This is a genomic window from Actinomadura xylanilytica, assembly GCF_030283145.1.
Taxonomy (GTDB): Bacteria; Actinomycetota; Actinomycetes; order Streptosporangiales; family Streptosporangiaceae; genus Spirillospora; species Spirillospora xylanilytica.
Window position 1 is genome coordinate 506,255 of the sequence record NZ_JASNWE010000003.1, and the last position, 24,636, is coordinate 530,890.

The 24,636-nt window shown below is 74.2% G+C and carries 20 protein-coding genes; 12 read left to right on the forward strand and 8 right to left on the reverse strand.

Features of this window, described 5'->3' with window-relative positions; all coding sequences use genetic code 11:
* Positions 1-118 precede the first annotated feature (118 nt).
* The 8 genes from QP090_RS20165 to QP090_RS20200 all read left to right on the forward strand — a co-directional run bounded on the left by QP090_RS20165 (position 119) and on the right by QP090_RS20200 (position 9,933).
* Complete coding sequence (locus tag QP090_RS20165; protein WP_285940661.1) at positions 119-1,420, forward strand: phospholipase D-like domain-containing protein; 1,302 nt, start codon at positions 119-121, stop codon at positions 1,418-1,420.
* Positions 1,421-1,553: 133 nt separating this feature from the next.
* Positions 1,554-2,174, forward strand: coding sequence for a maleylpyruvate isomerase family mycothiol-dependent enzyme (locus tag QP090_RS20170; RefSeq protein WP_285940662.1), 621 nt, complete (start codon positions 1,554-1,556; stop codon positions 2,172-2,174).
* A 15-nt stretch (positions 2,175-2,189) separates the two neighbouring features.
* Complete coding sequence (locus QP090_RS20175) at positions 2,190-5,348, forward strand: RNA repair domain-containing protein (RefSeq protein WP_285940663.1); 3,159 nt, start codon at positions 2,190-2,192, stop codon at positions 5,346-5,348.
* A 126-nt stretch (positions 5,349-5,474) separates the two neighbouring features.
* Positions 5,475-6,116 (forward strand): hypothetical protein, encoded by a 642-nt coding sequence (locus QP090_RS20180; RefSeq protein WP_285940664.1) that lies wholly within the window; start codon positions 5,475-5,477, stop codon positions 6,114-6,116.
* Between the two features lie 310 nt (positions 6,117-6,426).
* Positions 6,427-7,359 carry an ABC transporter substrate-binding protein gene (locus tag QP090_RS20185; RefSeq protein WP_285940665.1) on the forward strand — a complete coding sequence of 311 codons (933 nt, stop codon included), beginning with the start codon at positions 6,427-6,429 and terminating at the stop codon, positions 7,357-7,359.
* Between the two features lie 83 nt (positions 7,360-7,442).
* Positions 7,443-8,459: a FecCD family ABC transporter permease gene (locus tag QP090_RS20190; protein WP_285941381.1), complete on the forward strand. Its 1,017-nt coding sequence runs from the start codon at positions 7,443-7,445 to the stop codon at positions 8,457-8,459.
* Positions 8,456-9,226: an ABC transporter ATP-binding protein gene (locus tag QP090_RS20195; RefSeq protein WP_285940666.1), complete on the forward strand. Its 771-nt coding sequence runs from the start codon at positions 8,456-8,458 to the stop codon at positions 9,224-9,226. Before QP090_RS20190 ends, QP090_RS20195 begins: the two co-directional genes overlap by 4 nt.
* Entirely contained in the window at positions 9,223-9,933 is a 711-nt protein-coding gene (locus QP090_RS20200; RefSeq protein ID WP_432763058.1) for an adenosylcobinamide amidohydrolase, read from the forward strand. The genes QP090_RS20195 and QP090_RS20200 overlap by 4 nt, the downstream gene beginning before the upstream one ends.
* 55 nt (positions 9,934-9,988) lie before the next feature.
* On the opposite strand, the gene QP090_RS20205 is transcribed toward QP090_RS20200, so the two are convergent.
* The 7 genes from QP090_RS20205 to QP090_RS20235 are packed head-to-tail and all read right to left on the reverse strand — an operon-like array spanning position 9,989 to position 17,568.
* Positions 9,989-10,834: an amidohydrolase family protein gene (locus tag QP090_RS20205; protein WP_285940667.1), complete on the reverse strand. Its 846-nt coding sequence runs from the start codon at positions 10,832-10,834 to the stop codon at positions 9,989-9,991.
* Entirely contained in the window at positions 10,831-11,805 is a 975-nt protein-coding gene (locus QP090_RS20210) for an aldo/keto reductase (RefSeq protein ID WP_285940668.1), read from the reverse strand. Before QP090_RS20210 ends, QP090_RS20205 begins: the two co-directional genes overlap by 4 nt.
* 26 nt (positions 11,806-11,831) lie before the next feature.
* Entirely contained in the window at positions 11,832-12,845 is a 1,014-nt protein-coding gene (locus QP090_RS20215; RefSeq protein ID WP_285940669.1) for an ABC transporter permease, read from the reverse strand.
* Entirely contained in the window at positions 12,838-14,394 is a 1,557-nt protein-coding gene (locus QP090_RS20220; protein WP_285940670.1) for a sugar ABC transporter ATP-binding protein, read from the reverse strand. Before QP090_RS20220 ends, QP090_RS20215 begins: the two co-directional genes overlap by 8 nt.
* Complete coding sequence (locus QP090_RS20225) at positions 14,394-15,446, reverse strand: sugar ABC transporter substrate-binding protein (RefSeq protein WP_285940671.1); 1,053 nt, start codon at positions 15,444-15,446, stop codon at positions 14,394-14,396. The genes QP090_RS20220 and QP090_RS20225 overlap by 1 nt, the downstream gene beginning before the upstream one ends.
* A 56-nt stretch (positions 15,447-15,502) precedes the next feature.
* Complete coding sequence (locus QP090_RS20230; RefSeq protein WP_285940672.1) at positions 15,503-16,282, reverse strand: SDR family NAD(P)-dependent oxidoreductase; 780 nt, start codon at positions 16,280-16,282, stop codon at positions 15,503-15,505.
* On the reverse strand, positions 16,279-17,568 hold the full coding sequence (locus tag QP090_RS20235) for an enolase C-terminal domain-like protein (protein ID WP_285940673.1): 1,290 nt from the start codon (positions 17,566-17,568) through the stop codon (positions 16,279-16,281). The genes QP090_RS20230 and QP090_RS20235 overlap by 4 nt, the downstream gene beginning before the upstream one ends.
* Positions 17,569-17,845: 277 nt before the next feature.
* Between QP090_RS20235 and QP090_RS20240 the strand changes: the two genes are divergently transcribed.
* The 3 genes from QP090_RS20240 to QP090_RS20250 all read left to right on the forward strand — a co-directional run bounded on the left by QP090_RS20240 (position 17,846) and on the right by QP090_RS20250 (position 22,246).
* Positions 17,846-18,508: a FadR/GntR family transcriptional regulator gene (locus tag QP090_RS20240; protein ID WP_285941383.1), complete on the forward strand. Its 663-nt coding sequence runs from the start codon at positions 17,846-17,848 to the stop codon at positions 18,506-18,508.
* A 159-nt stretch (positions 18,509-18,667) separates the two neighbouring features.
* Positions 18,668-20,788, forward strand: coding sequence for a vWA domain-containing protein (locus QP090_RS20245; RefSeq protein ID WP_285940674.1), 2,121 nt, complete (start codon positions 18,668-18,670; stop codon positions 20,786-20,788).
* 39 nt (positions 20,789-20,827) lie between these two features.
* Complete coding sequence (locus QP090_RS20250; protein ID WP_285940675.1) at positions 20,828-22,246, forward strand: extracellular solute-binding protein; 1,419 nt, start codon at positions 20,828-20,830, stop codon at positions 22,244-22,246.
* A 64-nt stretch (positions 22,247-22,310) separates the two neighbouring features.
* On the opposite strand, the gene QP090_RS20255 is transcribed toward QP090_RS20250, so the two are convergent.
* Complete coding sequence (locus QP090_RS20255; protein WP_285940676.1) at positions 22,311-22,949, reverse strand: SACE_7040 family transcriptional regulator; 639 nt, start codon at positions 22,947-22,949, stop codon at positions 22,311-22,313.
* Positions 22,950-23,030: 81 nt separating this feature from the next.
* Between QP090_RS20255 and QP090_RS20260 the strand changes: the two genes are divergently transcribed.
* Complete coding sequence (locus QP090_RS20260; protein ID WP_285940677.1) at positions 23,031-24,635, forward strand: carboxyl transferase domain-containing protein; 1,605 nt, start codon at positions 23,031-23,033, stop codon at positions 24,633-24,635.
* Position 24,636 lies beyond the last annotated feature (1 nt).

Consider the following 24,636-nt stretch of genomic DNA (forward strand, 5'->3'; position numbering starts at 1 on the left):
TCGCCCCGTCCCGAGGCCGGGACCGCCGTTGATATTGAATCGATAACGCACCGCCCTACGGTGACTCCCGTCATTCCATCAACGTCGCCCGCAGGCGTCCGCACTGGGGAGTTCCCGAATGAGAAGACCCATTCTGGGCACGGCCGCGGTCGCGGCGGTCGCGGCCTCCGCCGCCGTGGCCGTCGCCGTCAACGGAAACGTCACCGAGCCGGTCGGGGCGGCACAGCAGGCCGGTGGACGGCAGAACGCGCTCATGGGGGCGTTCTTCAGTAATCCGGACGGACCGCCCGCCGAGAGGAACCGACTCGTCCAGCACCTGCTCGATCTCATCGGTGGCGCCGCGGTGGGTTCGGAGATCCGGGTCTCGGCGTACCAGCTCAGGACCAACGAGGTCCCCGACGCTCTCCTCGCCGCGGCGCATCGCGGCGTCAAGGTGAAGGTCGTCGCGGACAGCCTCAACAACACGACTCCAGAAGAGGGTGGTTACGAGTCGTTCCGCCTGCTCGCCAAGACACTCGGCAAGGACAAGAGCAAGCCGTCGTGGCTCATGACGTGCACCGAGGGCAAGGCCTGCATCGGCACGGCCGGGACGCCGTTCAACCACAACAAGTTCTTCCTGTTCTCCGAGACCAGCGGCCTTCGCGACGTGGTGGTGCAGTCGACCGCCAACCAGGCCACGACCGTCGGCGGCCTGGCGGGCTGGAACAGCACGTACGCCGTCGCCGGGAACACCGGCCTCTATGCCGAGTACGGCGGCTACTTCAATGACCTGGCCGCGATGAAGAAGAGCAACGACTACTACAACGTGCGCACGCCGAAGGCGCACGGCAACATCAAGACCTACTTCCATCCCCGGGCGACCGGCGACACCGTCGTCAATTACCTCAACTACGTCAAATGCTTCGGCAGCACCCAGGGCGGCACCTCCGACAACCACCGCACGATCATCCGTATCTCGATGTGGAGCATCAACCGTCCCGCCGTGGCGAAGAAGCTGTGGGAACTGGACAGCCAGGGCTGCTATGTCGACATCGTCGCCGACAGTATCGAGGACACTTCGCGGGCGGAATTGCTGAAGCCCGCGGGCGGCTACCACGGTCCCGAGATTCGCCTGTTCACGAAGGCCGGCAAGGGGGTGCACGAGAAGAACATGCTCATCGACGGCGTCTACAACGGCGCGATCAACCAGAAGATCGTCTTCACCGGCACGCACAACATGAACCCCTCATCGCTCCGGCAGAACGACGAGACCACCCTCAAGATCACCGATGCGGGGCTCCACGACCAGTTCCGGCAGAATTTCCGGGACGTCCGCACGAAGGCCGACTGCGAGCTCCAGACGAGCACGCTGAAGGCCGATCCGAAGATCAAGCGATGCGAAGAGGAAAAACCCTCCGCCGCCGAGGACGAGGAAGCCTGACCGCGGGAATGATCTTCGTGGCGCCCGCGTTCTGCGATCATCGGGAGGTGCGCGGGTGCCGCGGACGTCCGCGGTGCGCACCGCGTCGTGACGTCGGACGCCGCCGCTCGCGCGGCGAGTGAGGGGTTCGCCCGTGGAACTGTGGGACGCGGTCGCCGGCGAGCGGCGGGCCCTGGCCGACCTGCTGGAGGCGCTGACCCCTGAGCAGCTCGCCACGCGGAGCCTGTGCGAGGCGTGGACGGTGCGGGACGTCGCCGCGCATCTGGTGGCCGCCCTCGACGTGAGCCTGCCGTCGTTCACCTGGACGGTCGTCACCTGCGGCGGCGACATGCACAAGGCCAGCCGCAGGGTCACGGCCCAGATCGCGGCCCGGCCGATCGACGATCTCGCCGCCACGTTGCGGCGGCGGGCCGGGTACCGGGCTCCGCTGCGCCGGCCGGAGGGGCCCCTGGCGGACCTCCTGATTCACAGCCAGGACATCAGGCGCCCGCTCGGGCTGAGCCGCAGGTTCGCCAAGGAGGACATCACCGCCGTCCTGCGGTTCCTGACCGAGCAGAGGACGGTGGGGTTCGCGGTCAAGGGCGCGGTGGGCGGCCTCGCCTGGGCGGCGGCCGATCTCGACTGGTCGTACGGGTCGGGGCCCGCCGTGCGCGGTCCCGCCGAGGCGCTGATGATGGTCATCACGGGCCGGACGGTGGCGCTCGCCGATCTGGAGGGTGAGGGCGTCCCCGTCCTCCGGGACAGGCTGAGCTGAGCGCACCGCCGGTCGATGGGCGCGCAAGCGACCAGACCGGCGGGGGCGGGAAATGTGTTTGCCCGGCCCAGGGGTGACGTGCGAGGTTCCGGGGGACAGATCCGGGTCTGGCATGGCAGCGGAGGACTTGTGGGCAGGGGTCGGACCGAATCTCACGGTCTGCGGCCGGTGCAGGACGTGATCGCGCGCATCCGCTTCGACGGGCTCCTGGACGCGGCCGGATTCAGCGTCGGGTACGAGGACCGCTTCAATGGGGAGCGCGAGTCCGCGCTGACGGCGTTCGCCGCGAGCGGTGATCTGCCGTGGCACCGCGTCGCCTACATCAAGGCCGGTGACCTGGTCGTCTGGGACCGGCGCACACAGACCGACCTCATCTTCGGGACGGGGAACGGGCCGGGGGCCGATCTGGACGCCGTCGTCCGGGCCTGCGCTGCGGCGGCCCGTCCGGCGGAGGCGCCCCTCAGGGCGAAGGCGTCCCCCAGGGCGGGGGCTTCCCATCCGGCGCCGGTGTCCCTCCCGTGCTCCCGGTTCGACGCCGCGACCGGCCGCTGGACGCCCGCGCCCGGCGGGATCGCCGACGTCATCGCCGATGCCCTGCACGTCGTGACCTACAACGTCCTGGCGGACGTGTACGAGACCCACCGCACCTACGGCGAGCGGCGCATCGCCGCATGCGTCGACCTTCTCGGCGGTCTCGGCGCGGACGTCGTCGCGCTCCACGAGGCCACGCCCCGGCTGCGGGAGGCGCTGCTGGCGGCCCCGTGGGTCCGGGCCGGGTTCCACGTGTCGGCCGCGCCGGACCCGGCCGTCCCGTACGGCGAGATGCTGCTCTCTCGCTGGCCGCTCCTCATCGAGCGGCACGACTTCTCCCGGCACAAGCACATGCTGCTCGGAAGGGTCGTGCTGAACGGGCGGGTCGCGGCGTTCGCCTCGGCGCACCTGACGAGCGACCGGACCCGCGACGCCGGGGCCCGGCGCGCGGAGCAGCTCCGGGTGCTCGGCGAACGGCTGGCGGGCGGCGGGATCTCCGACGCCGTCGTGCTCGCGGACGTGAACTTCGGCGACGGCGCCGAGGACGCGCTCCTGCGCGAGGCCGGGCTCACCGACGCCTGGCGCGAGGTCCACCCGCACGATCCCGGGTTCACCTTCGATCCGGGCGTCAATCCGCTGGCGGCGCTGATGTCGGCGACCGGCCGGCCCCGCCGCCTCGACCGGATCCTGGTGCGCTCGGACCGGATGACGCCGGTCGAGGTGAGCCGCTTCGGCGACCGTGCTCTCGAGGACGTCCCCCCTCCGGGCGAAGGGCCGCGTTACGCCTCCGACCACTTCGGGGTGTCCGGGCTGGTGGAGGTCGGCGCCCCGGCGGGCCGCGCCGGGCCCGTCCCGTGCCCGGAGCCCGCGGTGAACACCAGTGCGCTGGCCGTCCTGCCGCCCGAGGGGGCGTGCGGGGGCGTGCAGGCCGTCCGTGCGGCGCACGACCCCGCGTACAGCCGCTGGATGCCGCACCTCAACCTGTTCTTCGGCTTCGTCGGCGAGGAGCACTTCGGCGCGGCGGCGGACGTGGTCGCCGAGGCCGTCGCGGGCCTGGGGGCCTTCCGGGTCAGGGCCGCGGAGCTGCGCCGCTTTGACCACCGGAGCGGCACGACGGTGTGGGCCGAGCCCGTCTGCGACCCTCCGGGCGCCCTCGAGGATCTCCGTGCGCGGCTCGCCCCGTACTTCCCCGGCTGCGCCGCGAAGGAGGGGAGGGCCTTCACGCCGCATCTCACGGTCGCCCGGCTGGAGGGACGGGCGACGGCCGCGCGGATCGCCGAGCTGCGGGCCCTGATGGGCCCGGTGGAGTTCACCGTGGACGCCGTCCACCTGATCAGCAGGCGCGGCGACGAGCCCTTCGCGTCCCGCCGGACGGTGCCGCTCGCCGCGGGAGGACCGAGCGGGACGCCCCCGTGGCCGCCGCCCCCGTCCGCGCGAACGCCCTCGTGGTCGCGACTGCCCTCGGCCCGGCACGCGGCGGCGCTGGCGGCCTTCGCCGAGGCGTGCGCCGGGGTTCCCGCACGGCCGCGGCTCCATGTCCACCTCGCCGGCTCGTCCCGCCTCGGCGTCGCGGCGCCCGACGCGGACCTCGACCTGGTGTGCGCGGGCCCGGACAGGAGAGAACCGGCGGAGGTGCTCGCGGCGGTCGGGGAACGGCTCGCCGCCTCGGCCCGGGTGCGGACCCGCCAGGTCGAGGGCCCCGGAGGCCGCGTCCTGCGGTGCCGGTTCGACGGCGTCGACGTCGACCTCCAGTACGCGGGGATCCCGGCGCGGCCGGATCTGCCGCTGCCGCAGGACCTTCCCGAGCTGACCGCGCACGCGTCGGCCGCGCTGGACGAGGACTCCCGCCGGGCAGCGCTCGGCGTGACCGACTCCGATGCGCTGGTCCGCTCCGTCGCCGGGCACGCCGACATCGGGACGTACCAGGAGCTGCTGCGGCGGGTGCGGCGGTGGGCCCGCGCCCGGCGGCTCGACAAGGGGTCCTGGGGGCTGCTCGGCGGCCACACCTGGGCGATCCTCGCCGCCTACGCGCTCCGGGACGCGGTCGAGCACCGGGTCGAGGACGCGGCCGGACGCTCCGCTCCGCGCACCGGTGACGCCCTGCTCCACCATTTCTTCGATGTGTTCGGCCGGTGGCCCGCCGGACGTCCCGTCACCGTGGGTCCGCCGCCCACCCGCGAGGACCCGCGCACGGTATGGGCGATCTACAGCCCCACGCCACCGCCGTTCAACACCGCGCGCGGGCTCACCCGCTCGACCCTCCAGGTGCTCCGCGACGAGCTGCGCCGCGGCGCCCGCGAGCTGAGCGGCGGACGGCCGGACGCGCTGTGCGAGCCGCCGGACCCGGGCGTCCATCAGCGGCGCCTCCTGCTCGACCTGCGCTGCGCGGGCGAACCCGGTGAAGGCGAGGGATGGCTGGACGGCCGGATGCTGAACCTCGTCCGGGCCCTGGAGGGCGAGGGCGCCGCCGTCCGCCCCTACCCGGACCCGGGTCCGATCGCCGAAGGGGACGGCCGCCGCTTCGTCATCGGCCTCGACGGCGGGACGGCCGGTGCGCTCGCCGCGGTGGCCCGGTCGTTCGCCGACCGGCCGGAGCAGGACGCCCCGTCCGGCACGGCCCTGACCGCGCGGCTCACCGACTGATGGCACGCGCCGGCGCCCGAAATCCAGGCCGAATTCACCGGACGTGGAAGGATCGGTGCCCGGCCGGCCGGGCAGGGTGCAGGAAAGGGAGCCGTGCACGACCGGAGGCCACGAAGGGACGGGGCGATGGGGAACGACGTCGATCTGGTGGAGACGCGCCGCGCGTTGCACGGTGTGGCGGAGCTGGTGCTCGCGGGGCCCCAGTACCGGCAGAGCGGGACGATCCGGCTGGCGGTGCGGGCGGGAGGGTTCTGCACGACCGAACGGCCCGACCTGGCGGTGGAAGGGGCCGTGCTCGTCGCGGGCAGCGCCCGGATCCCCCTGGACGGGGCGACGTTCGCGGCCCTCGGCGCGGCGGCCGGAGTCGAGGCCGGCGCCCCCCAGGGCCTCTACGAGGAGGGCGGCGGCGCGCGGCCCGGCGACGTCGCGACCGTGGACGCGGGCGCCGCCGGGTACATCGAGGAGTGCTTCGTCCGGGGCGACGCGGCCCTGACCCGGCTGGGCCAGGTGCGGCCCGTGCTGTGGCCCGAGCACTTCGACCTGGGGATCACCCTGGACGAGGTCAACTACGGGGTCTCGCCGGGCGACGGCCACCTGGCCGAGCCCTATGCCTACGTGGGCCCCTGGAAGGCGCGGGCGGGCGACTTCTGGAACGCCCCGTTCGGCGCGACCCGGCCGATGCGGCTCCTGCCCGACGCGGGCGCGCTGCGCGGCTTCTTCGAGGAGGGCCGGGCCCGGTCGGCGGCCGACCCGGTACAGCGCCCCTGACCCGCGCGGCGCCGGTCCGCGCGGACCCGACGCCGGCCCCGTTTCCGGGCCGCGCCGCTGCTCAGGCCCGGTGTCCGGCATACGGCTCGGAACCGGGACGGGACGGCTGATAACGTTGCAGTTCAAGCGCGTCATGGAGCGAAGTCCGGTGTGATCCCGGCGCTGTCCCGCAACTGTGATGCCCCTCCCGAGGACCCCCCTCCCGAGTGGCCGAGCCAGGTCGCCTCCGCACGCGCCTGACGACATTCGACCTCGTGGAAGGGCGATCCGTCACGTACGGGCGCGGCTTCCCGGCAGCCATGGAGGCCCTGTGAGATCCGTACGTGCCCTGGGCGCGGCCATCGCGCTCGTCATGCTGGCGGCCGGTTGTGGCGGAGGCGACGACGACTCCCCGTCCGCCGGCGGGAACGAGGGCGCGCGGGTGACCGTCCAGGCCGGCAACGGCGCGGTCACCATCGAGGGGACGCCGAAGCGGATCGTGTCGCTGTCCCCGACGCACACCGAGACGCTGTTCGCGATCGGCGCGGGCCCGCAGGTCGTGGCGGCCGACGCGTACTCCACCTACCCGGCGAACGCGCCCAAGACCAAGCTGTCGGGCTTCAAGCCGAACGCCGAGGCGATCATCGGCTACAAGCCCGACCTGGTGGTGCTGTCGGACGACATGGACGGCATCGTCAAGGCGCTGGAGAAGGTGAAGATCCCGGTCCTGCTGGAGCCGGCGGCGACCGGGCTGGACGACGCCTACGACGAGATCACCGACCTGGGCCGGGCCACCGGGCGCGCCGAGCAGGCCGCGAAGGTCACCGGCGACATGCGGGCGTCCGTCCAGGCGACGGTCACGGCGGCGGCCAAGGACAAGGACAAGGGGCTCAGCTACTACCACGAGCTCGACAACCAGCTCCACACCGTGACGTCCAAGACGTTCATCGGGCAGGTGTACGGGCTGTTCGGGCTGCGCAACATCGCCGACGACGCCGACAAGGCGTCCGGCGGCTACCCGCAGCTCTCCCGCGAGCACCTCCTCAAGCAGGACCCCGATCTGATCTTCCTGTCCGACACCAAGTGCTGCGGGCAGAACACCGCGGCGCTCGGCAAGCGCCCGGGCTGGTCCGACCTCAAGGCGCTGAAGAAGCAGGGCGTCGTCGAGCTCGACGACGACATCGCCTCCCGCTGGGGCCCGCGGCTGCCCGAGTTCGTCAAGGCGATCGGCGACGCGGTGCAGAAGGTCTCGGCCGGTCGGTGAGGCCCGCAGGTCCCCCGGCGCCGGGGGGTTCCGACGGCCCCGGCGCCGGTGTGGCCGCGAGGCCCGGGTTCGTCCAGGCGCGGATGCGGCCCGCCCCGCTCGCCGGCGCGGTGGCGGTGCTGCTCGTGGTGATGGTGGCCGGGCTGCTGGTGGGCGCGGCCGACCTGCCGCTCGCCGGGGTGCTGAAGGCGCTGGCCGACCGGGTCCCGTTCGTGCACCTCGACTCGGGGCTCAGCGTCGTCGAGCGCAACGTGCTGTTCGAGCTGCGGCTGCCGCGGGTGCTGATGGGCGCGCTGGTCGGCGGGATGCTCGCCATGGCCGGGGCCGGGTACCAGGGCGTGTTCCGCAACCCGCTGGCCGACCCCTACCTGCTCGGCGCGGCGGCGGGCGCGGGCGTCGGCGCGACACTGGTGATCGTGCTGATCCCGGGCGACCCGGGGTTCGGGGTGCCGCTGGCGGCGTTCGTCGGGGCGATCGCCGGGGTGCTCCTGGCGTACGTGCTCGGCAGTACCGCCGGACGTGGGAACGGCGCGGCGACGCTGGTGCTCGCGGGCGTCGCGGTGTCGTCGTTCCTGGCGGCGGTGCAGACGTTCATCCAGCAGGTCAAGGCGGAGGACCTCCAGCGGATCTACTCCTGGATCCTCGGCGGGGTGGGCACCGCCGACTGGCACCAGATCGCGATGGTCGCCCCGTACGCGCTGGTCTCCACGCTGGTGCTGCTGGCGCACGGGCGGCTGCTGGACGTGCTGAGCGTCGGCGACGAGGAGGCGGCCTCGCTCGGGCTGTCGGCGCCGCGGGTGCGGCTGGTGGTGCTGGTCGCGGCGTCGCTGGCGACCGCGTGCGCGGTGGCGGTCAGCGGGCTGATCGGGTTCGTCGGGATCGTGGTGCCGCACGTGGTGCGGCGGCTGGCGGGCGGCTCCTACCGGGTAGTGCTGCCGCTGTCGCTGCTCGGCGGCGCGGCGTTCCTGACGCTGGCCGATCTGGTCGCGCGGACGGTGGTCGCGCCCGGCGAGCTGCCGCTCGGCGTGGTGACGGCGTTCGTCGGCGGGCCCTTCTTCGTGGTGGTGCTGCGCGCCGCCCGCAGGCAGGTGGAGCCGTGACGGTCCGGGTGCGGGACCTCGACGTCGAGCTGGGCGGGCGGCCGGTGCTGAGCGCGGTGTCGCTGACGGTCCCGGCCGGGTCGTGGACGGCGGTGATCGGGCCGAACGGGACGGGCAAGTCCACGCTGCTGCGCGCGGTCCTCGGCCTGGTGCCCTCGCGCGGCGGCGTGACGGTCGCGGGCGCCGACCTCGGGGCGCTCAAGCCGCGGGAGCGGGCCCGGATCGTCGCCTACGCGCCGCAGAGCCCGAGCCTCCCGGCCGGCATGACGGTGTTCGACTACACGCTGCTCGGCCGGTCGCCGTACATCCCGCATCTCGGCCGCGAGGGCGCGCGCGACCGGGCCGTGGCCGCCGACGTCCTCGGTCGGCTCGACCTGGCCGGGCTGGCGGGGCGTCCGCTCGAGCACCTGTCGGGGGGCGAGCGGCAGCGGGTGGTGCTGGCGCGGGCGCTGGCGCAGCAGACCTCGGTGCTGCTGCTGGACGAGCCGACCACCTCCCTCGACATCGGCCACCAGCAGCAGGTGCTGGAGCTGGTCGACCAGCTCCGGCTGGCCGACGGGCTGACCGTGGTCACCACGATCCACGACCTGACGCTGGCCGGGCAGTACGCCGACGACCTGGTGCTGCTGTCGGGCGGCCGGGTCGCGGCGGCGGGGCCGCCCGCCGGGGTGCTGACCCGCGCGGCGGTCGCCGAGCACTTCGGCGCCCGGGTGCGGGTGGAGCCGGGGCCCGACGGCCGCCCGGTGCTGTCCCCGGAGCGGCCGTGAGGCTGGAGCTGCGGTGGCGCGAGGAGGACGGCGCCCGGCTGGCCTCGTCGGTGTGGCGGGCCGGTCCGGGCCTGCGGACGATCTCCTCGGCGATGCTGGGCGGCGGCATCGGCGCGGCGTCCTGGGTGCTGAACGCGCAGGTCGCCGGGGCGTACGCGCGCACCGACCCGGTGGCGCACCTGCGCGAGCTGGCCGCGTCGCACGGGCTGGACGGCCCGGGGGTCGGGATGCTCACCGCCGCGTCCGTCGCCCGCACGGCCCGGGGCTCCGACGAGGGCGTGGCCGTGTCGGCGACGGTGGGGCTGCGCGTCCCGACCTGGGCGTCCTCCCCCGCCGGGGCGCCCGATCCCGAACTGGTCCCGCTCCAGGTGGACGGGCCGCCCCCGCCGCGCGTCCACCGGCCGGGGACGGTCAACATCGTGGTCTCGCTGCCGGTGCCGCTGGAGGACGCCGCCCTGGTCAACGCCGTCATGACGGCGACGGAGGCCAAGACGCAGGCGCTCCTGGAAGCGGGCTACCCGTGCACCGGGACCGCGTCCGACGCGATCTGCGTCGCCGCCCCGGCGCCCGTCCCCGGCGGGACGGAGCCCGATCCGTTCGCGGGTCCCCGTTCGGTCTGGGGCGCGCGCATCGCGCGGGCCGTGCACGCGGCGGTGTACGCCGGTGCCGTCGACTACACCGAGTGGATCGACGGCACCCGGCGCTGACACCCGCCTCCAGTGCACCCGCGCCGCCGCCGGACGGCTCACGCGCCCGCGCGGGTCAGCCGTCCAGCCGGTACACGCGCCGCGCCGTGCCGCCGAAGACCAGGGCGCGCGCGGCCTCGCCGAGGTCGGCGCACGCCTCCTCGGCCAGCGCCGCGACCTGGCCGTAGGTGGCGGCGAGGGTGCAGACGGGCCAGTCCGAGCCGTACATCGTCCGTCCGGGGCCGAACGCGGCGAGCACGTGCCGCGCGTAGGGCAGCACGTCGGCGGGCGTCCAGCCCGGGGCGGCCTCGGTCACCAGGCCGGAGAGCTTCACCGTCACGTTGGGCACCGCCGCCATCTCCTCGATCCACGACGCCCAGGGCTCCCACGCGCCGCCCGCGATGTCGGGCTTGCCGGCGTGGTCGAGCACGAGGCGGACCTCCGGCAGCCGCCGCGCGAACTCGAGCGCGGCCTCCGCCTGCGCGGGACGGACCAGCACGTCGTAGGCCAGCCCGGCGGCGCCGACGGCGCGCACGCCCCGCGCCACGTCCGCGCGCAGCAGCCAGCGCGGGTCGGGCTCGTCCTGGACGAGATGCCGGATGCCCGCCAGGTGCCGTCCGGACGGGGCCGCGAGCAGCCGCGCGAGGGTCGCGGCGGCGTCCGGCGCGGTGAGGTCGACCCAGCCGACGACCGCACGCACCGGCCCGGCGGCCTGTGCGGTGTGGGCGGTTTCGAGCAGGTCGCGCGTCTCCCCCGCGTCCGGAAGCGCCTGGACGACGACGGAGGCGGTCACATCCCGCGCCGCCTCCGCATAGCGGGCGGCGTCGAACCGCCCGCGGACGGGGTCGGCCCACGCGCCGTCCATCCAGCCGTACTCGCGGGCGCCGGTGTCCCACAGATGGTGATGCGCGTCGACCCTCATGACCGGCCCCCTTCGGGCTCCGCTTCGGGCTCCGCTTCGAGTTCCGTCCAGAGCGCGCCGGGAATGTCGCGCTCGAAGGAGTCGGCGTTGTCGTCGACCTCGGCGGGCGTCCGGCAGCCGACGAGGACGCTCGCCACGGCCGGATGGCGGGCCGCGAACTGCACCGCCGCCGCGCGCAGCGGCACCCCGTGCCCGGCGCAGACGGCGCGGAGCCGTTCCGCCTCCGCGAGGAGGCGCGGCGGCGCGGGCGCGTAGTCGTAGGTCGTGCCGCCGGCGAGCAGGCCCGAGTTGAAGACCCCGCCCGCCACCACCGACGTCCCGCGCTCCAGGCAGGCGGGCAGCAGGTCCGCCTCGGCCGAGCGGTCCAGGAGGGTGTAGCGGCCCGCGCACAGCACCACGTCGAGGTCGAGCCGCCGGACGAACCGGGCCAGCATGGCCGCCTGGTTCATCCCCGCGCCGATCGCGCCGACCGCGCCCTCGTCCCGGAGCCGCGCGAGCGCGGGGTACGCCTCGGCGTACACCTGCTCCTCGTGGTCGTCGGGATCGTGCAGGTAGACGACGTCCACCCGGTCGAGGCCGAGCCGGTCCAGCGACTCCGACAGCGAGCGGCGCACGCCGTCGGCGCTGAAGTCCCACACCCGCCTGAACTCCGGCTCGCCCGGGAAGCCCGCGTCGTCGGGCGGCTCCCCCGGGCCGCGCGGCACCAGCAGCCGTCCCGCCTTGGTGGAGACCACCACCTCCCCCGCGACCGCGCGGACCGCCGCGCCGAGCCGCCGTTCGGACGTCCCGGCCCCGTAGTGCGGTGCCGTGTCGAGGTGGCGCAGCCCGCGCCGCAGGGCCCGCGCCACCGTGGCCGCCGCCGCGGCGCCGGACACCGGGGCGTACAGCCCGCCGAGCGCCGCGCCGCCGAGCGACAGGGCGGTCACCTCGACCGCGGAGCCGCCGAGCCGCCGCCGCTCGTCGACGCGCATGTCCCCGCCTCCCTCCCGTCCGCCGTTCAGTCCTGCGCCTTGCCGGAGGTGACCCGGGCGATCATCAGCGCGACCAGGATGATGCCGCCGTAGATCGCCTGGATCCAGAACGAGGGGACCTGCGCGAGCGTCAGCAGGTTCTGCACCACGCCGAGGAGCAGCACGCCGGTGACCGCGCCGGTCATCGTGCCCTTGCCGCCGTCCATCCCGATCCCGCCGATCACCGCCGCCGCCATCACCGTGAAGATCATGTTCTGGCCCTGGTTGGCGTTGATCGCGCCGACGTAGCCGGTCAGCACCAGTCCGGCGACCGCGGCGAGCACCCCGCCGATGACGAACACCGCGAAGGTGACCCGCTCGACCCGGATGCCGGCCGCGCGGGCCGCCTCCGGGTTGCCGCCGATCGCGTACAGGGCGCGGCCGAGCCGGTGGTGGCGCAGCACGAACCCGGCGGCGCCGAACGCCGCCGCCGCGGCCCACACCGACAGCGGGATCCGCAGGAAGGTGGTGGTCGCGATCGCGAAGAACGGCTCGGGCATGTCGAACAGCGTCCTGCCCTCGGTCGCGCCGACCAGCAGCCCGCGCAGGACGATGAGCATCGCCAGCGTGACGATGAACGCGTTGAGCCGCAGCCGCACCACCAGGAACCCGTTGAACGCCCCGACCGCCGCGCCGACCAGCACGATCGCGGGGAGCCCGAGCGCGACCGGCAGCTCGGTGCCGAACCCGGCCGAGGACGCCGGGATCACCAGCAGCGCGCCGAGCGCGGGCGCGATCCCGACCGTCGACTCCAGCGACAGGTCGAACCTGCCGGTGATCAGGATCAGCGACTCGGCCAGCACCACCAGCGCGAGCGCGGCGGACGCGCCGAGGATGCTGATCAGGTTCCGCTCGGTCAGGAAGCTGTCGTTGACCAGGGCGCCGAGCACGATCAGCGCGACCAGCGCGGGCACCAGGGCGAGCTCGCGGAGCCGCCGTAGCGCGGGGCCCGGCGCGGCGGGCGCCTTGACCGCCCGGTCGTCCACCGGCACATCAGTCATCGGTCGTGACCCCTTCGATCGAGGCGACCAGGTCCTGGTCGCTCCAGCCCGCGGCGTGCTCGGCGGCGATCCGGCCGTGGAAGAAGACCAGCACCCGGTCGGCCGGCCGGAGGTCGTCCAGCTCGTCGGAGACGACGACCACGGCGGTGCCGGTGCCGCGGACCTCGTCGATGACGGCGAGCAGCGCCTCCTTCGACTTCACGTCCACCCCGGCGGTCGGGTCGACCAGCACCAGCAGCCGGGGGCCGGTCGCGAGGGCGCGGGCCATCACGACCTTCTGCTGGTTACCGCCGGACAGGTCCGACACCGGCTGCTCCGGCCCGGCGGCGACGATGCCGAGGTCGCGGATGGACGCGCGGGCGAACGCGGCCAGCCGTCCCGGCGCGATGATCCCGAACCGGCCGAGCCGGTCGGTGATGGTCATCGCCGCGTTCTCCCCGACCGGCAGCCCGGGGACCAGGCCCTGCCGGTGCCGGTCGCGCGGGACGAGCCCGACGCCCGCGCGCAGCGCGCCCCGCACGTCCCCGGGCGGCAGCGGCGCACCGTCCAGGGTGGCGGTGCCGGCGGCGGGACGGCGCAGCCCGGCGAGGGTCTCGGCCAGCTCGACCTTGCCGCTGGCGCTCGACCCGGCGAGCCCGACGACCTCGCCCCGCCGCACCCGCAGGCTCACCTCGCGGTAGGCCGGTCCGGTCAGCCCGGTCACCTCCAGCCGGACGGGGGCGCCGGGACCGGCGCCCGGACGCGCGGGCCGGGCGCCGAGCCCCTCGGCCTCGCCGGTCATCGCGGCGACCAGCGCGGCCCTGGGCAGATCCGCGACGGGCGCGGTGGTGATCCAGCGGGCGTCGCGGAAGACGGTGACAGCCTGGCACACCTCGTACACCTCCTGGAGGTGGTGCGAGATGAACAGGAACGTCACGCCCGACTCCTGGAGCGCCCGCATCCGCGCGAACAGCCGCTCGATCTCGGTGCTGTCGAGCTGCGCGGTCGGCTCGTCCAGGATGATGAACCGGGCGCCGAACGACAGCGCCCGCGCGATCTCGACGAGCTGGCGGCTCTCCACGCCGAGGTCCCCGGCGCGCAGATCGGGGTGCACGTCCACGTTCCAGGCGGCGAGCAGTTCGGCGGCCTCGCGGCGCATCCGCTTCCAGCCGACCAGGCCGCGGCCGAGCGGCCACCGCGCGGCGGCGCCGCGGACGCCGGGCTGCCGGTTGATGAACAGGTTCTCCGCGACGGTCAGGTCCGGGACGATCGTGGACTTCTGGTAGACACACGCGACCCGCGCCCGCCAGCCGTCCCGGTCGGACGGGGACGGCGCGGGCGCGCCGTCGAACCGCACCTGGCCCGCGTCCGGCGGGAACACCCCGGTCAGGACGTTCACCAGCGTCGACTTCCCGGCGCCGTTCCGTCCGACCAGGGCGTGCGACTCGCCCGGCAGGACGGTGAGGCGGGCATCGGCGAGCGCGACCGTCGGCCCGAACCGCTTGCGCACCCCGGCCGCCTCCACCAGCGGGCGGACGGGCTCGCCGGGCGGCCTCCCGAACTCGGCCATCACTTGACCGTGTTTCCCCACAGGGACGCGTCGTCGACGTTCTCCTTGGTCACCAGCGGCGCGGGGAGCTGGTCCTCCAGCAGCCCGGACGGCAGCTTGACGATTTCGCTGCCGTGGTCGGTCCTGCCGGGCTGGAACGTCTTCCCCGCCATCGCGGCCTTGATGTAGAAGAGCCCGTACTGGGCGTAGGCGTCGGCGGGCTGCGACACGGTCGCGTCGATCTCGCCCTTGCGGATCGCGTCGAACTCCTGCGGGATCCCGTCGTTGGAGACGACCACGATGTGCTTGGAGTCGCCGGCCTTGACGAGCTTGCCCTTGCTCTTCAGCGCCTGGAGTGTCGGCGCGAGGTAGACGCCGCCCGCCTGCATGTAGATGCCCTTGAGGTCGGGGTTGCCGTTCAGCACGGTGTCGAGGCCGCTGGCGGCCTTGTCGGCCTTCCACTCGGCGGGGATCTCCAGCACCTTCACGCCCGGGTAGTCGCGCTTCATGCAGGCGCGGAACGCCTCGGAGCGGTCGCGGCCGTTGACCGACGCGAGGTCCCCCATGATCTGCACGACCTTGCCGGACCCGACCTTGTCGCCGATGTGCTTGCACGCCTTCTCGCCGTAGGCGTGGTTGTCGGCGCGCACCACCATGGCGACCCTGCCCTTCTCGGGGGCGACGTCGACGGCGACCACCGGGACGCCCTTGCGCTCGGCCTGGTTCAGCCCGGCGACGATCGCGGCGCTGTCGAGCGGCGCGACGACCAGGCCCTTCACGTTCTGGTTCAGCAGGTTGTTGATGTCGGTGATCTGCTGCGTCGGGTCGGAGTTGGAGTTGACGGTGGGCAGCGCGTCGACCCCGAGCTCCTTGGCCTTGCGCGGCACGTAGTCGTTGTAGGACTGCCAGAAGGGCGAGGTGAGCAGCGGCAGGCCGACGCCGACCTTGCCGCCCCCGTTCCCCTTGCCGTCCCCGCTCCCGCCCCCGCCGGTGTCCGTCGTGCTGCCGCACCCTGCCGCCAGCGACGCCGCCAGGGCGACGGCCACCGAGGCGACGGCCTTGTTGCGCATCATGTTCGTCTCCAATGGGGAGGGGTGGACCTTCTGGGGTCGGGCCCGGCACGGGCCGCTCAGGACGGATCGGCTCGGGGCGGGCGCAGCCGCAGCCCCTGCATGCCGCCGTCGACCGCGAGGGACGTGCCGGTGGTGGCGCCGGACCGGGGGCTGGCCAGGTAGGCGATCGCGGCGGCGACCTCGCCCGCGGCGACGAGCCGTCCGGACGGCTGCCGGGCCTCCAGCGCCGCCCGCTCGGCCTCGGGGTCGCCGGCCGCGGCGAGCAGCCGGCCGATCCAGGGCGTGTCGGCCGTGCCGGGGTTGACGCAGGTGACGCGGATCCCCTCGCGGACGTGGTCGGCGGCCATGGCGAGGGTCAGCGACAGCACCGCGCCCTTGGACGCCGAGTACAGCGCCCGCTGCGGCAGCCCGGCGGTGGCCGCGATCGAGCAGGTGTTGACGATCGCGGCGCACGGCGAGCGCCGCAGGTGCGGCAGGGCGGCGCGGGCGGTCCGCACCATGCCGAGGACGTTCACGTCCATGACGCGCAGCCACTCCGCGTCGTCGTTGTCCTCGACGGTGCCCTGCGCGCCGATGCCCGCGTTGTTGACGAGCACGTCGAGCCCGCCGAGCCGCGCGGCGGCACCGGCGACGGCCGCGCGGACGGAGGCGTCGTCGGTGACGTCCCCGGCGACCGCGTGCAGCCGTCCCGCGTCCGCCTCGGGGAGGGGGGCGGGGTCCAGGCACGCGACCGCCGCGCCGCGGCTCGCGAGCAGCCGCGCGGTCGCCAGGCCGATCCCGGAGGCGCCGCCGGTGACCAGGGCCCGCACCCCGCCGAACTCGCCGTCGTCGTTCACGCGCTCCTCCAGGCGGATCCGCTGGGGTAGGTGTGGTCCGCGAGGGACCGGGGCCACATCTCGGCCGACATCCCGGGCAGGGACGGCGCGGCGTAGTGGCCGCCGCTGACCCGCACCGGGTCGGCGAAGTGCTCGTGCAGGTGGTCGACGTACTCCAGCACCCGGTCCTCGGTGGTGCCGCTGACGGCGACGTAGTCGAACATGGCCAGGTGCTGGACGACCTCGCACAGCCCGACGCCGCCCGCGTGCGGGCACACCGGCACTCCGAACCGCGCGGCCAGCAGCAGGATCGCGACGTTCTCGGTCACGCCCGCGACGCGGCAGGCGTCGAGCTGGAGCACGTCGACCGCGCCCGCCTGGAGCAGCTGCTTGACGATCACCCGGTTGGCGGCGTGCTCGCCGGTCGCGACCTTCACCGGGGCGACCGCGCGGCGGATCGCGGCGTGGCCGAGGACGTCGTCCGGGCTGGTCGGCTCCTCGATCCAGTACGGGTCGTAGGGGGCGAGCGCGGCGACCCACTCGATCGCCTCCGCCACGTCCCAGCGCTGGTTGGCGTCCACGGCGATGCGCACGCCGGGGCCGACGGCCTCGCGGGCGAGCCGCATCCGGCGCAGGTCGGCGGCGAGGTCGGCGCCGACCTTCAGCTTGATCTGGGTGAAGCCGTCCGCGACGGCCTCGCGGGCGAGCCGGGCGAGCTTGCCGTCGGTGTAGCCGAGCCAGCCGGGCGCGGTGGTGTAGGCCGGGTAGCCGCGCTCGACCAGCCGCGCCTCCCGGGCGGCCCGTCCCGGCCGGGCCTCCTCCAGCAGCGCGAGCGCGTCGGACGGGGTGAGCGCGTCGGTGAGGTAGCGCCAGTCGGCCAGGTCGACGATCTGCGCCGGGGACAGGTCGGCGAGCAGCTTCCAGACCGGCTTGCCGGCCACCTTCCCGGCCAGGTCGAACGCGGCGTTGACGATCGCCGCGGCGGCCATGTGCACCGCACCCTTCTCCGGGCCGAGCCAGCGCAGCTGCGAGTCGTGCACCAGGCGCCGGGCGAACTCGCCGAGGTCGTCCAGGTCCAGGTCGCGGCCCTCGACGAGCGGGGCGTAGGCGCGGATCGCGGCGACGCACACCTCGTTGCCGCGGCCGATGGTGAAGCAGAAACCGTGCCCGCCGGCGCCCTCGGTCCGCAGCACCGCGTACGCGGCGGAGTAGTCGGGGTCGGGGTTCATGGCGTCGGACCCGGCCAGGTCCCGCGAGGTCGGGAACCGGACGTCGTGCGCCTCCAGCGCGAGGATCCTCAGCTTCACCCGGGTGCGCTCCCTGGATCCTCGGAAGTGGTCCGACCACATAAGAACATCCAGGGGCCACAGACTGGCAATACCTCGTAATACAGTTGTTACTTGCCGAGATTGGTACGACCTATCGGCCCAAGACAGTACGAGGCAACGCAGCGAGGGGGCACGCCAGGTGACCGGGGAGAACGGGCCGGACGCGGTGAACGGGGACGGGAACGGGGGCGCGGGCGGCGGCACGGACGGCGGCGGCGACGGGAAGGGGGGACGGACCACCGTCACGCAGCGCGCCATCGAGCAGATCAAGACCAAGATCGCGACCGGGCTGCTGGCGCCGGGCCAGCGGCTCCCCACCGAGCGCGACCTGGCCGCCGAGCTCGGGCTGTCGCGCAGCTCGATGCGGGAGGCGATCCGCGCGCTGACCGTGATGGGCGTGCTGGAGGCGCGGCACGGCGCGGGCATCTACGTCACCCGGCTGGAGCCGAGGGACCTGCTGGAGACCTTCGGCGTCGTCGCCGAGATCTCGCGCGGCTCCTCGCTGGTGGACCTGCTCCAGATCCGCCGCATCCTGGAGCCGGCCGCGACCGCGATCGCCGCCGCCCGGATCGACGCGGCGACGCTGGAGACCGTCGGCGCGCATCTGGAGCGGATGAACCACTGCGAGCGGGTCGAGGACTTCGTCGCCGCCGATCTGGCGTTCCACCAGACGATCGTCGCCGCGGCGGGCAATCCGGCACTGGAGGCCGTCGTCGCGGGGCTGTCCACCCGCACGTTCCGCGCCCGCGTCTGGCGCGGGCACCGCGACGCGGGCGCGATCCCGCGGATGCGGCTGGAGCACGAGCGCATCTACCGGGCGCTGCTCGCCCGCGACCCCGAGGCGGCCCGCGCCGCCGCCGCCGTGCACGTCGGCGAGGTCGAGGAGTGGCTGCGCGCCAACGTCGACGCATGGGGATGACCTCGCGGGCGTGCCGCGCCGCCCGCGGCCCGCGGCACGTCCGGGGTTCACCGGAAAGTCGGCCGGACTCGGTCATCTGACGCACAGCCAGCGGTGAACGGGATCATAGGATGGAGGCGTTCGGGGGCCGACGTCGACAGGGACGGCGATGGGGCCTGCATGAACGGTGCACATGACGGCGATCGGGAGAATCCCGAGCACCGCTATCTCCCCTGGCTGATCCCGACGCTGCACGCCCTGGTGATCGAGGTCGCCGCCTCCCTGCTGGCCGGGTCGGTCCTGACCCCTTTCCACGGCACTTTCTGGCGCACCATCGGCATTACCCTCACCGTCCTCGTCGCTTTGTCGGTGACCGTGGGCGGCGGCCTGTTCGCCCTTTTCCATTTCAACCGGCCGCTGGCCCTGAGGCTGCTGCGCAGACTTCTGCTCGGCCTCACCTGGGCGGCGCGGGCGACGATCTGGGGGGCGGGCGGCGCGGCCGTCCTGGCGATCGTCCTGCTCGCGGGGTACGGCGTCCGCCTCGTCGGCGAGCAGGGCCGCCCGTGCGGACGGCCCCTCGACCTGCGGATCCTCACCACGCCGGACGCGCTGACCCCGCTCCGGCAGGCCGCGGCCGACTTCGCCGCGGACGAGCGGCACGACGGCTGCTCGCGGTACGCGGTGACCGTCGCGGCGGAACCCGGTGCGACCTCGGTCCGGAATGGATTTGCCGATTCCTGGGCCCGCGACCGCACCACGGTCGGGTCCCAGCTCGTCGGCCCGCAGCCCGACATCTGGATTCCGTCGTCGACCGCCGAATACCGGTACGCGGAAAAGGCGCTGTCGTCCAGTTCGTCGGGGCACACTCCGGAGTTCGAACGGCATCCCGTCACGGTCGGGAACTCGCCCCTGGTGCTCGCGCTGTTCGGCGACGACAACGGGGCCGTTTACGGCGGGACGCGGGAACCGCTGCGCGGCAGCACGGACGAACTACTCGAATCGTTCAAAGAGGTCGGCCTGCACGGCATCGCGCGCCCGATTCCAGAGAGTTCGTCCGCGGCACTGGCCGTGACCCCGGTCCTTCAGCGGGCGGTCCACGCGGCCGGGCTCGCCCCCGCGGGCGAGGAGGCCGAGCGGTTCATCAGCCCCGCCGGATGGCTCGCCCCCGACCCCGTGGCGCTGCTGTGCAAGGTCCGCGCGCAGGCCGAGGCGCAGATGCGCGACGCCCCCGGCAAGGCGGCGTCGCCCGTGGCCGCGCCTCCGCGCGGCGTCGCCGTCGCCGTCCCCGAGAACGTGCTGAACGACTACAACGCGGGGCGGGCGCTGGGCGACGGGTGCGGCGCGGTCAAGGCCGACGACATCCCGTACGCGCAGTGGAAGCTGTACCCCTACTACGCGCGCGACCTGCCGAGCCTCGACCATCCGTTCGTCCATGTGCGGTGGCCGGGGCAGGGCACCAGGCGACGCGACGAGGCGGTCGACGCGTTCCGGACCTGGCTGAAGGGGCATCCGCTGACCTCGCAGGGGTTCCGCGACCGCGGCCACAGGTTCCGCACGTCCGACGGGCTGGACGCCGCCCACCCGTACCTGAACGCCCTCAACCGGCTCGGCAACAACGTCGTGCCCGGCACCGTCCCCGGGACGGCCGCCCCCGACGCCCAGCAGGCGCTCGACGCGATCCGGGACGCGCGCAAGAAGGTGCAGGTGGCGCTGATGCTCGACACCTCGGGGTCGATGGGCGCGCCGCCGTCGGCGTCCACCCGCGCGCTCGGCAACCGGCTCACGGTGGCGGTGTCGTTCCTGCGAAGCCTGGTGAGCCAGCTCTACAACGACGACGTCGTCGGCCTCCAGACGTTCGCGCTCCCCGCCTCCCCCGGGCCGATCCGGGTGGACCAGCCCGTCCGCAGCGACCTGATGTCGGCGCCCGGCCATCCCCAGCAGGTGACCGACGGGCTGCTCACCCGGACGCCGGCGTACAAGGACGCGCCGCTGGCCGACGCGATCCTGGCCGCCTCCCTCCCGCCCGGCCGGACCGATCTCCTCGTCGTCACCGACGGGCAGGTCTCCAAGACCAACCCGGGGCTCGCCGCGAGCCTCGACCGGCTCGGCCGCTTCCGCGAGGACCATCCGGGCGTGCGGGTGACGCTGCTGCTGACGGGCCCGACGGGCTGCGGCGACTCCCCCGTCAAGGAGATCACCCGGAAGCTCGCGGGGACCGGCGAGTACAAGGGGGGCTGCGAGCGGATGGGCGACGAGGTGAACGAGGAACAGGCCGCGCGGCTCCTGTCGAGACTGCGCTGACCACGACCACGGCGGACTGCGGACGGCGGAAGGATGAGGATGCACAGCGGCCTCGATCTGCGCGGCACGACCCGGCGGCACCCGGTCACGGCGGCCGCCTGCGCGGTCGCGGGGGCGGTGATCGCGGTCGCGGTCGCCGCGGTCGTGGTGTTCCAGCCGTTCCACCGCGCGCCGCCCGACGACTGCTCCGCGGGCGAGCTCACCGTCGCGGGCGGCACCGACGTCAGCCTCAACAGCCAGCGCCGCTCGCTGATCGAGGACTGGAACGGCGGCGACCGGGGCGCGCGGCCGAAGGCCCGGCTCACCGAGGTGTCCCCGCTGTCGGACCAGCAGCACAGCCAGCTCAAGGCCGTCGAGGAGTCCGGGAGCTGCGCCTACGACGTGCTCATCCTGGACGGCCCGTGGACGGCCGGCTTCGCGGCCGGCGGCTTCCTGCGGCCACTCGACGACATCGGGTCGCGCCCGCCCGACACCAAGGGGTTCTTCCCCAAGGGCCTGGCGATGGGGTCCTACGACCACCGGCAGTACGCGCTGCCGTTCAACCTGGACGTCGGGCTCCTCTACTTCCGCGACAAGGCGAAGCGCCCGGCCACCCCGGACGCCTGGCCGGACGACCGGTACACCGCGCAGCTCGGCGACTACGAGGGCCTGACCGTCAACGCGCTGGAGGCCGTCTGGAACCACGGCGGCGCCGGGCTCCTCACCGGGACGGCCGGCACCGGGCGGGCCGAGCTGCGCGACCGCGTGCAGCCCGCGCTCGAGGAGGTCGCCAAGCGGATGACGCGGTCCGGCAGCCCGCTGCTCACCTCGTTCCAGCTCGGCTACCAGGAGCAGGAGACCATCGAGGCGTTCGCCCGGGGCGGGGACGACCTGGCGATGCGGCTCTGGCCGTACGCCTACCGCAACCTCGCCAACGAGCCGGGCCTGCGCGACGGCGGGCGGCTGCGGTTCACCGTGGCCGCGCCGCCGGGCGACACCGTCCTCGGCGGGCAGACCCTGGCGATCTCGCGGCACTCCCGGCACGCCGCCGACGCGCTCGCGCTGATCGAGTACCTCACCGGCGACGAGGCCCAGAAGCGGCTCTACTCCTGCGGCGGCTTCGTCCCGGCCCGCGCGTCGGTGTTCGGGCTGCCCCCGGAACCGCCGCGGGGCGCCGCCGCGACGGGGATCCGGACCTGCTCGCAGCTCCTCAAGGACGACCCGAGGACGCGGAACGACCCCGACAACCCGGCCGGCGAACCGGACGCCATGACGCCCGAGCGGCTCACCACCCTGGCCGACGCCATCGTCTCCGCCCTCGCCGGGGCCAGGCCGCGTCCGGTGACCGAGCACTACGACACCTTCAGCACGACCTTCCGCGGCTGCGCCCGCAAGATCTTCTCGGGCGAGGCCGTCGACGCGGGCCGGTTCGCCGCGGCGGTCGAAGCGTCGCTCGGCGGCCGGGCCGCCACCTGCTGACCTGCCCCGCCGTGCCCAACCCCACAAAACCTAAAACTGGATTCAGTTTAATCTTGTGGACGGGTCAGTCCGCCATCTCCTCGCCCCCGCCCCCGCCCTCGGCGGCGAGCGCGGCGCGGGCCATCATCCGCAGCAGGCCCGCCATGGCCTCGCGGTCGAGCCCCGCGGCGCTGTGCGGGGTGGAGTTGAGCAGTCCGAAGCAGGCGTGCACGGCGGCGCGGGCGCGCTCCTCGGACCGTCCGGGACGGGCCCGGAGCAGCACCGCGACCCACTCCTCGACGTAGCCGCGCTGGATCCGGCGGATCCGGTGCCGCTGCGGCTCGGGCACGTTGTCGAGCTCCCGCTCGTGCACGGTGATCAGCGCCGGGTTGCCGAGCGCGAACGAGACGTGCCAGCGCAGCAGGGCGTCCAGCGCCCGGCCGGGGTCGGGGTCGGCGGCGCGGCGGACACCCTCGGCGCGCAGCCGCTCGCTGATGTCGAGCAGCATCTCGGCGAGCATCGCCTCCTTGCCGCTGAAGTGCCGGTAGAGGGCCGGTCCGGTGAGCCCGACGGCCCGGCCGAGGTCGCCGATGGACACGCCGTGGAAGCCGCGCCGCGCGAACAGCTCGGCCGCGGCGGCCAGGATCTCGGCCCGCCGGGGGGACGGCACCGCCCCGGCGGCGCCGCCGGGCCGGGGGGACGGCCCGTCCGTTCGATACGCCATGGCGAAAGTCTAGACTGTCGTTGTTAACGGCTATTAACATCGGCGTTGTTAATGAACATTAACTGTCGACGAGGACGGGTGATGAGCGGACCTGAGCTGGGCACGCGCGCCGATCCCGGCGACGCGGCGTTCAAGCGGAACGCCGCGCACAACCAGGCCCTGGCGGCCGAGCTGCGCGACCGCGTCGACCGGACGGGACGCGGCGGGCCGGAGCGGTCCCGCGAACGGCACGTCGCGCGCGGGAAGCTGCTCCCCCGCGACCGCGTCGACACCCTCCTCGACCCCGGGTCGCCGTTCCTGGAGCTGTCGCCGCTCGCCGCGGCCGGACTGTACGGCGACGAGGCGCCCGGCGCGGGGATCATCACCGGCATCGGCCGGATCGCGGGCCGCGAGTGCGTCGTCGTCGCCAACGACGCCACCGTCAAGGGCGGCACCTACTACCCGGTCACGGCGAAGAAGCACCTGCGCGCGCAGGAGGTGGCCCTGCACAACCGGCTGCCGTGCGTGTACCTCGTCGACTCCGGCGGGGCGTTCCTGCCCCGGCAGGACGAGGTGTTCCCCGACCGCGAGCACTTCGGCCGCATCTTCTACAACCAGGCGACCATGTCGGCGCGCGGCGTCCCGCAGATCGCGGCGGTGCTCGGCTCGTGCACGGCGGGCGGCGCGTACGTCCCGGCGATGAGCGACGAGGCGGTCATCGTGCGCGGCCAGGGCACCATCTTCCTCGGCGGCCCGCCGCTGGTGAAGGCCGCGACCGGCGAGGTCGTCACCGCCGAGGAGCTCGGCGGCGGCGAGCTGCACTCCCGCGTCTCCGGCGTCACCGACCACCTCGCCGAGAACGACGCGCACGCGCTCCGGATCGTCCGCGACATCGTCGGCACCCTCGGCCCGCGCGAGCCGCGCCCCTGGGAGACCGCGCCGCCCGAGGAGCCCGCCGCCGACCCCGGCGAGCTGTACGGCGTCGTCCCGGCCGACGCCCGCACCCCCTACGACGTGCGGGAGGTCATCGCGCGCGTCGTCGACGGCAGCCGGTTCCAGGAGTTCAAGAAGGAGTACGGGGCGACGCTGGTGACCGGCTTCGCCCGGATCCACGGTCATCCGGTCGGGATCGTCGCCAACAACGGCATCCTGTTCGGCGAGTCGGCGCAGAAGGGCGCGCACTTCATCGAGCTGTGCGACCGGCGCTCGATCCCGCTGGTGTTCCTCCAGAACATCACCGGGTTCATGGTCGGCCGCGAGTACGAGGCGGGCGGCATCGCCAAGCACGGCGCCAAGATGGTCACCGCCGTGGCCTGCGCCCGCGTGCCCAAGTTCACCGTGGTGATCGGCGGGTCGTTCGGCGCGGGCAACTACGCGATGTGCGGCCGGGCGTACTCGCCGCGCTTCCTGTGGATGTGGCCGAACGCGCGCGTCTCGGTGATGGGCGGCGAGCAGGCCGCGAGCGTGCTGGCGACCGTCCGCCGCGACCAGCTCGGCGACGCCTGGTCCGCCGAGGACGAGGAGGCGTTCAAGGCGCCGATCCGGGAGCAGTACGAGGAGCAGGGCAACCCCTACTACTCGACGGCCCGGCTGTGGGACGACGGCGTCATCGACCCCGCCGACACCCGCCGGGTGCTCGGCCTCGGGCTGTCGGTCGCGGCGAACGCACCGCTGGAGCCGGTCGGCTACGGCGTCTTCCGGATGTGAG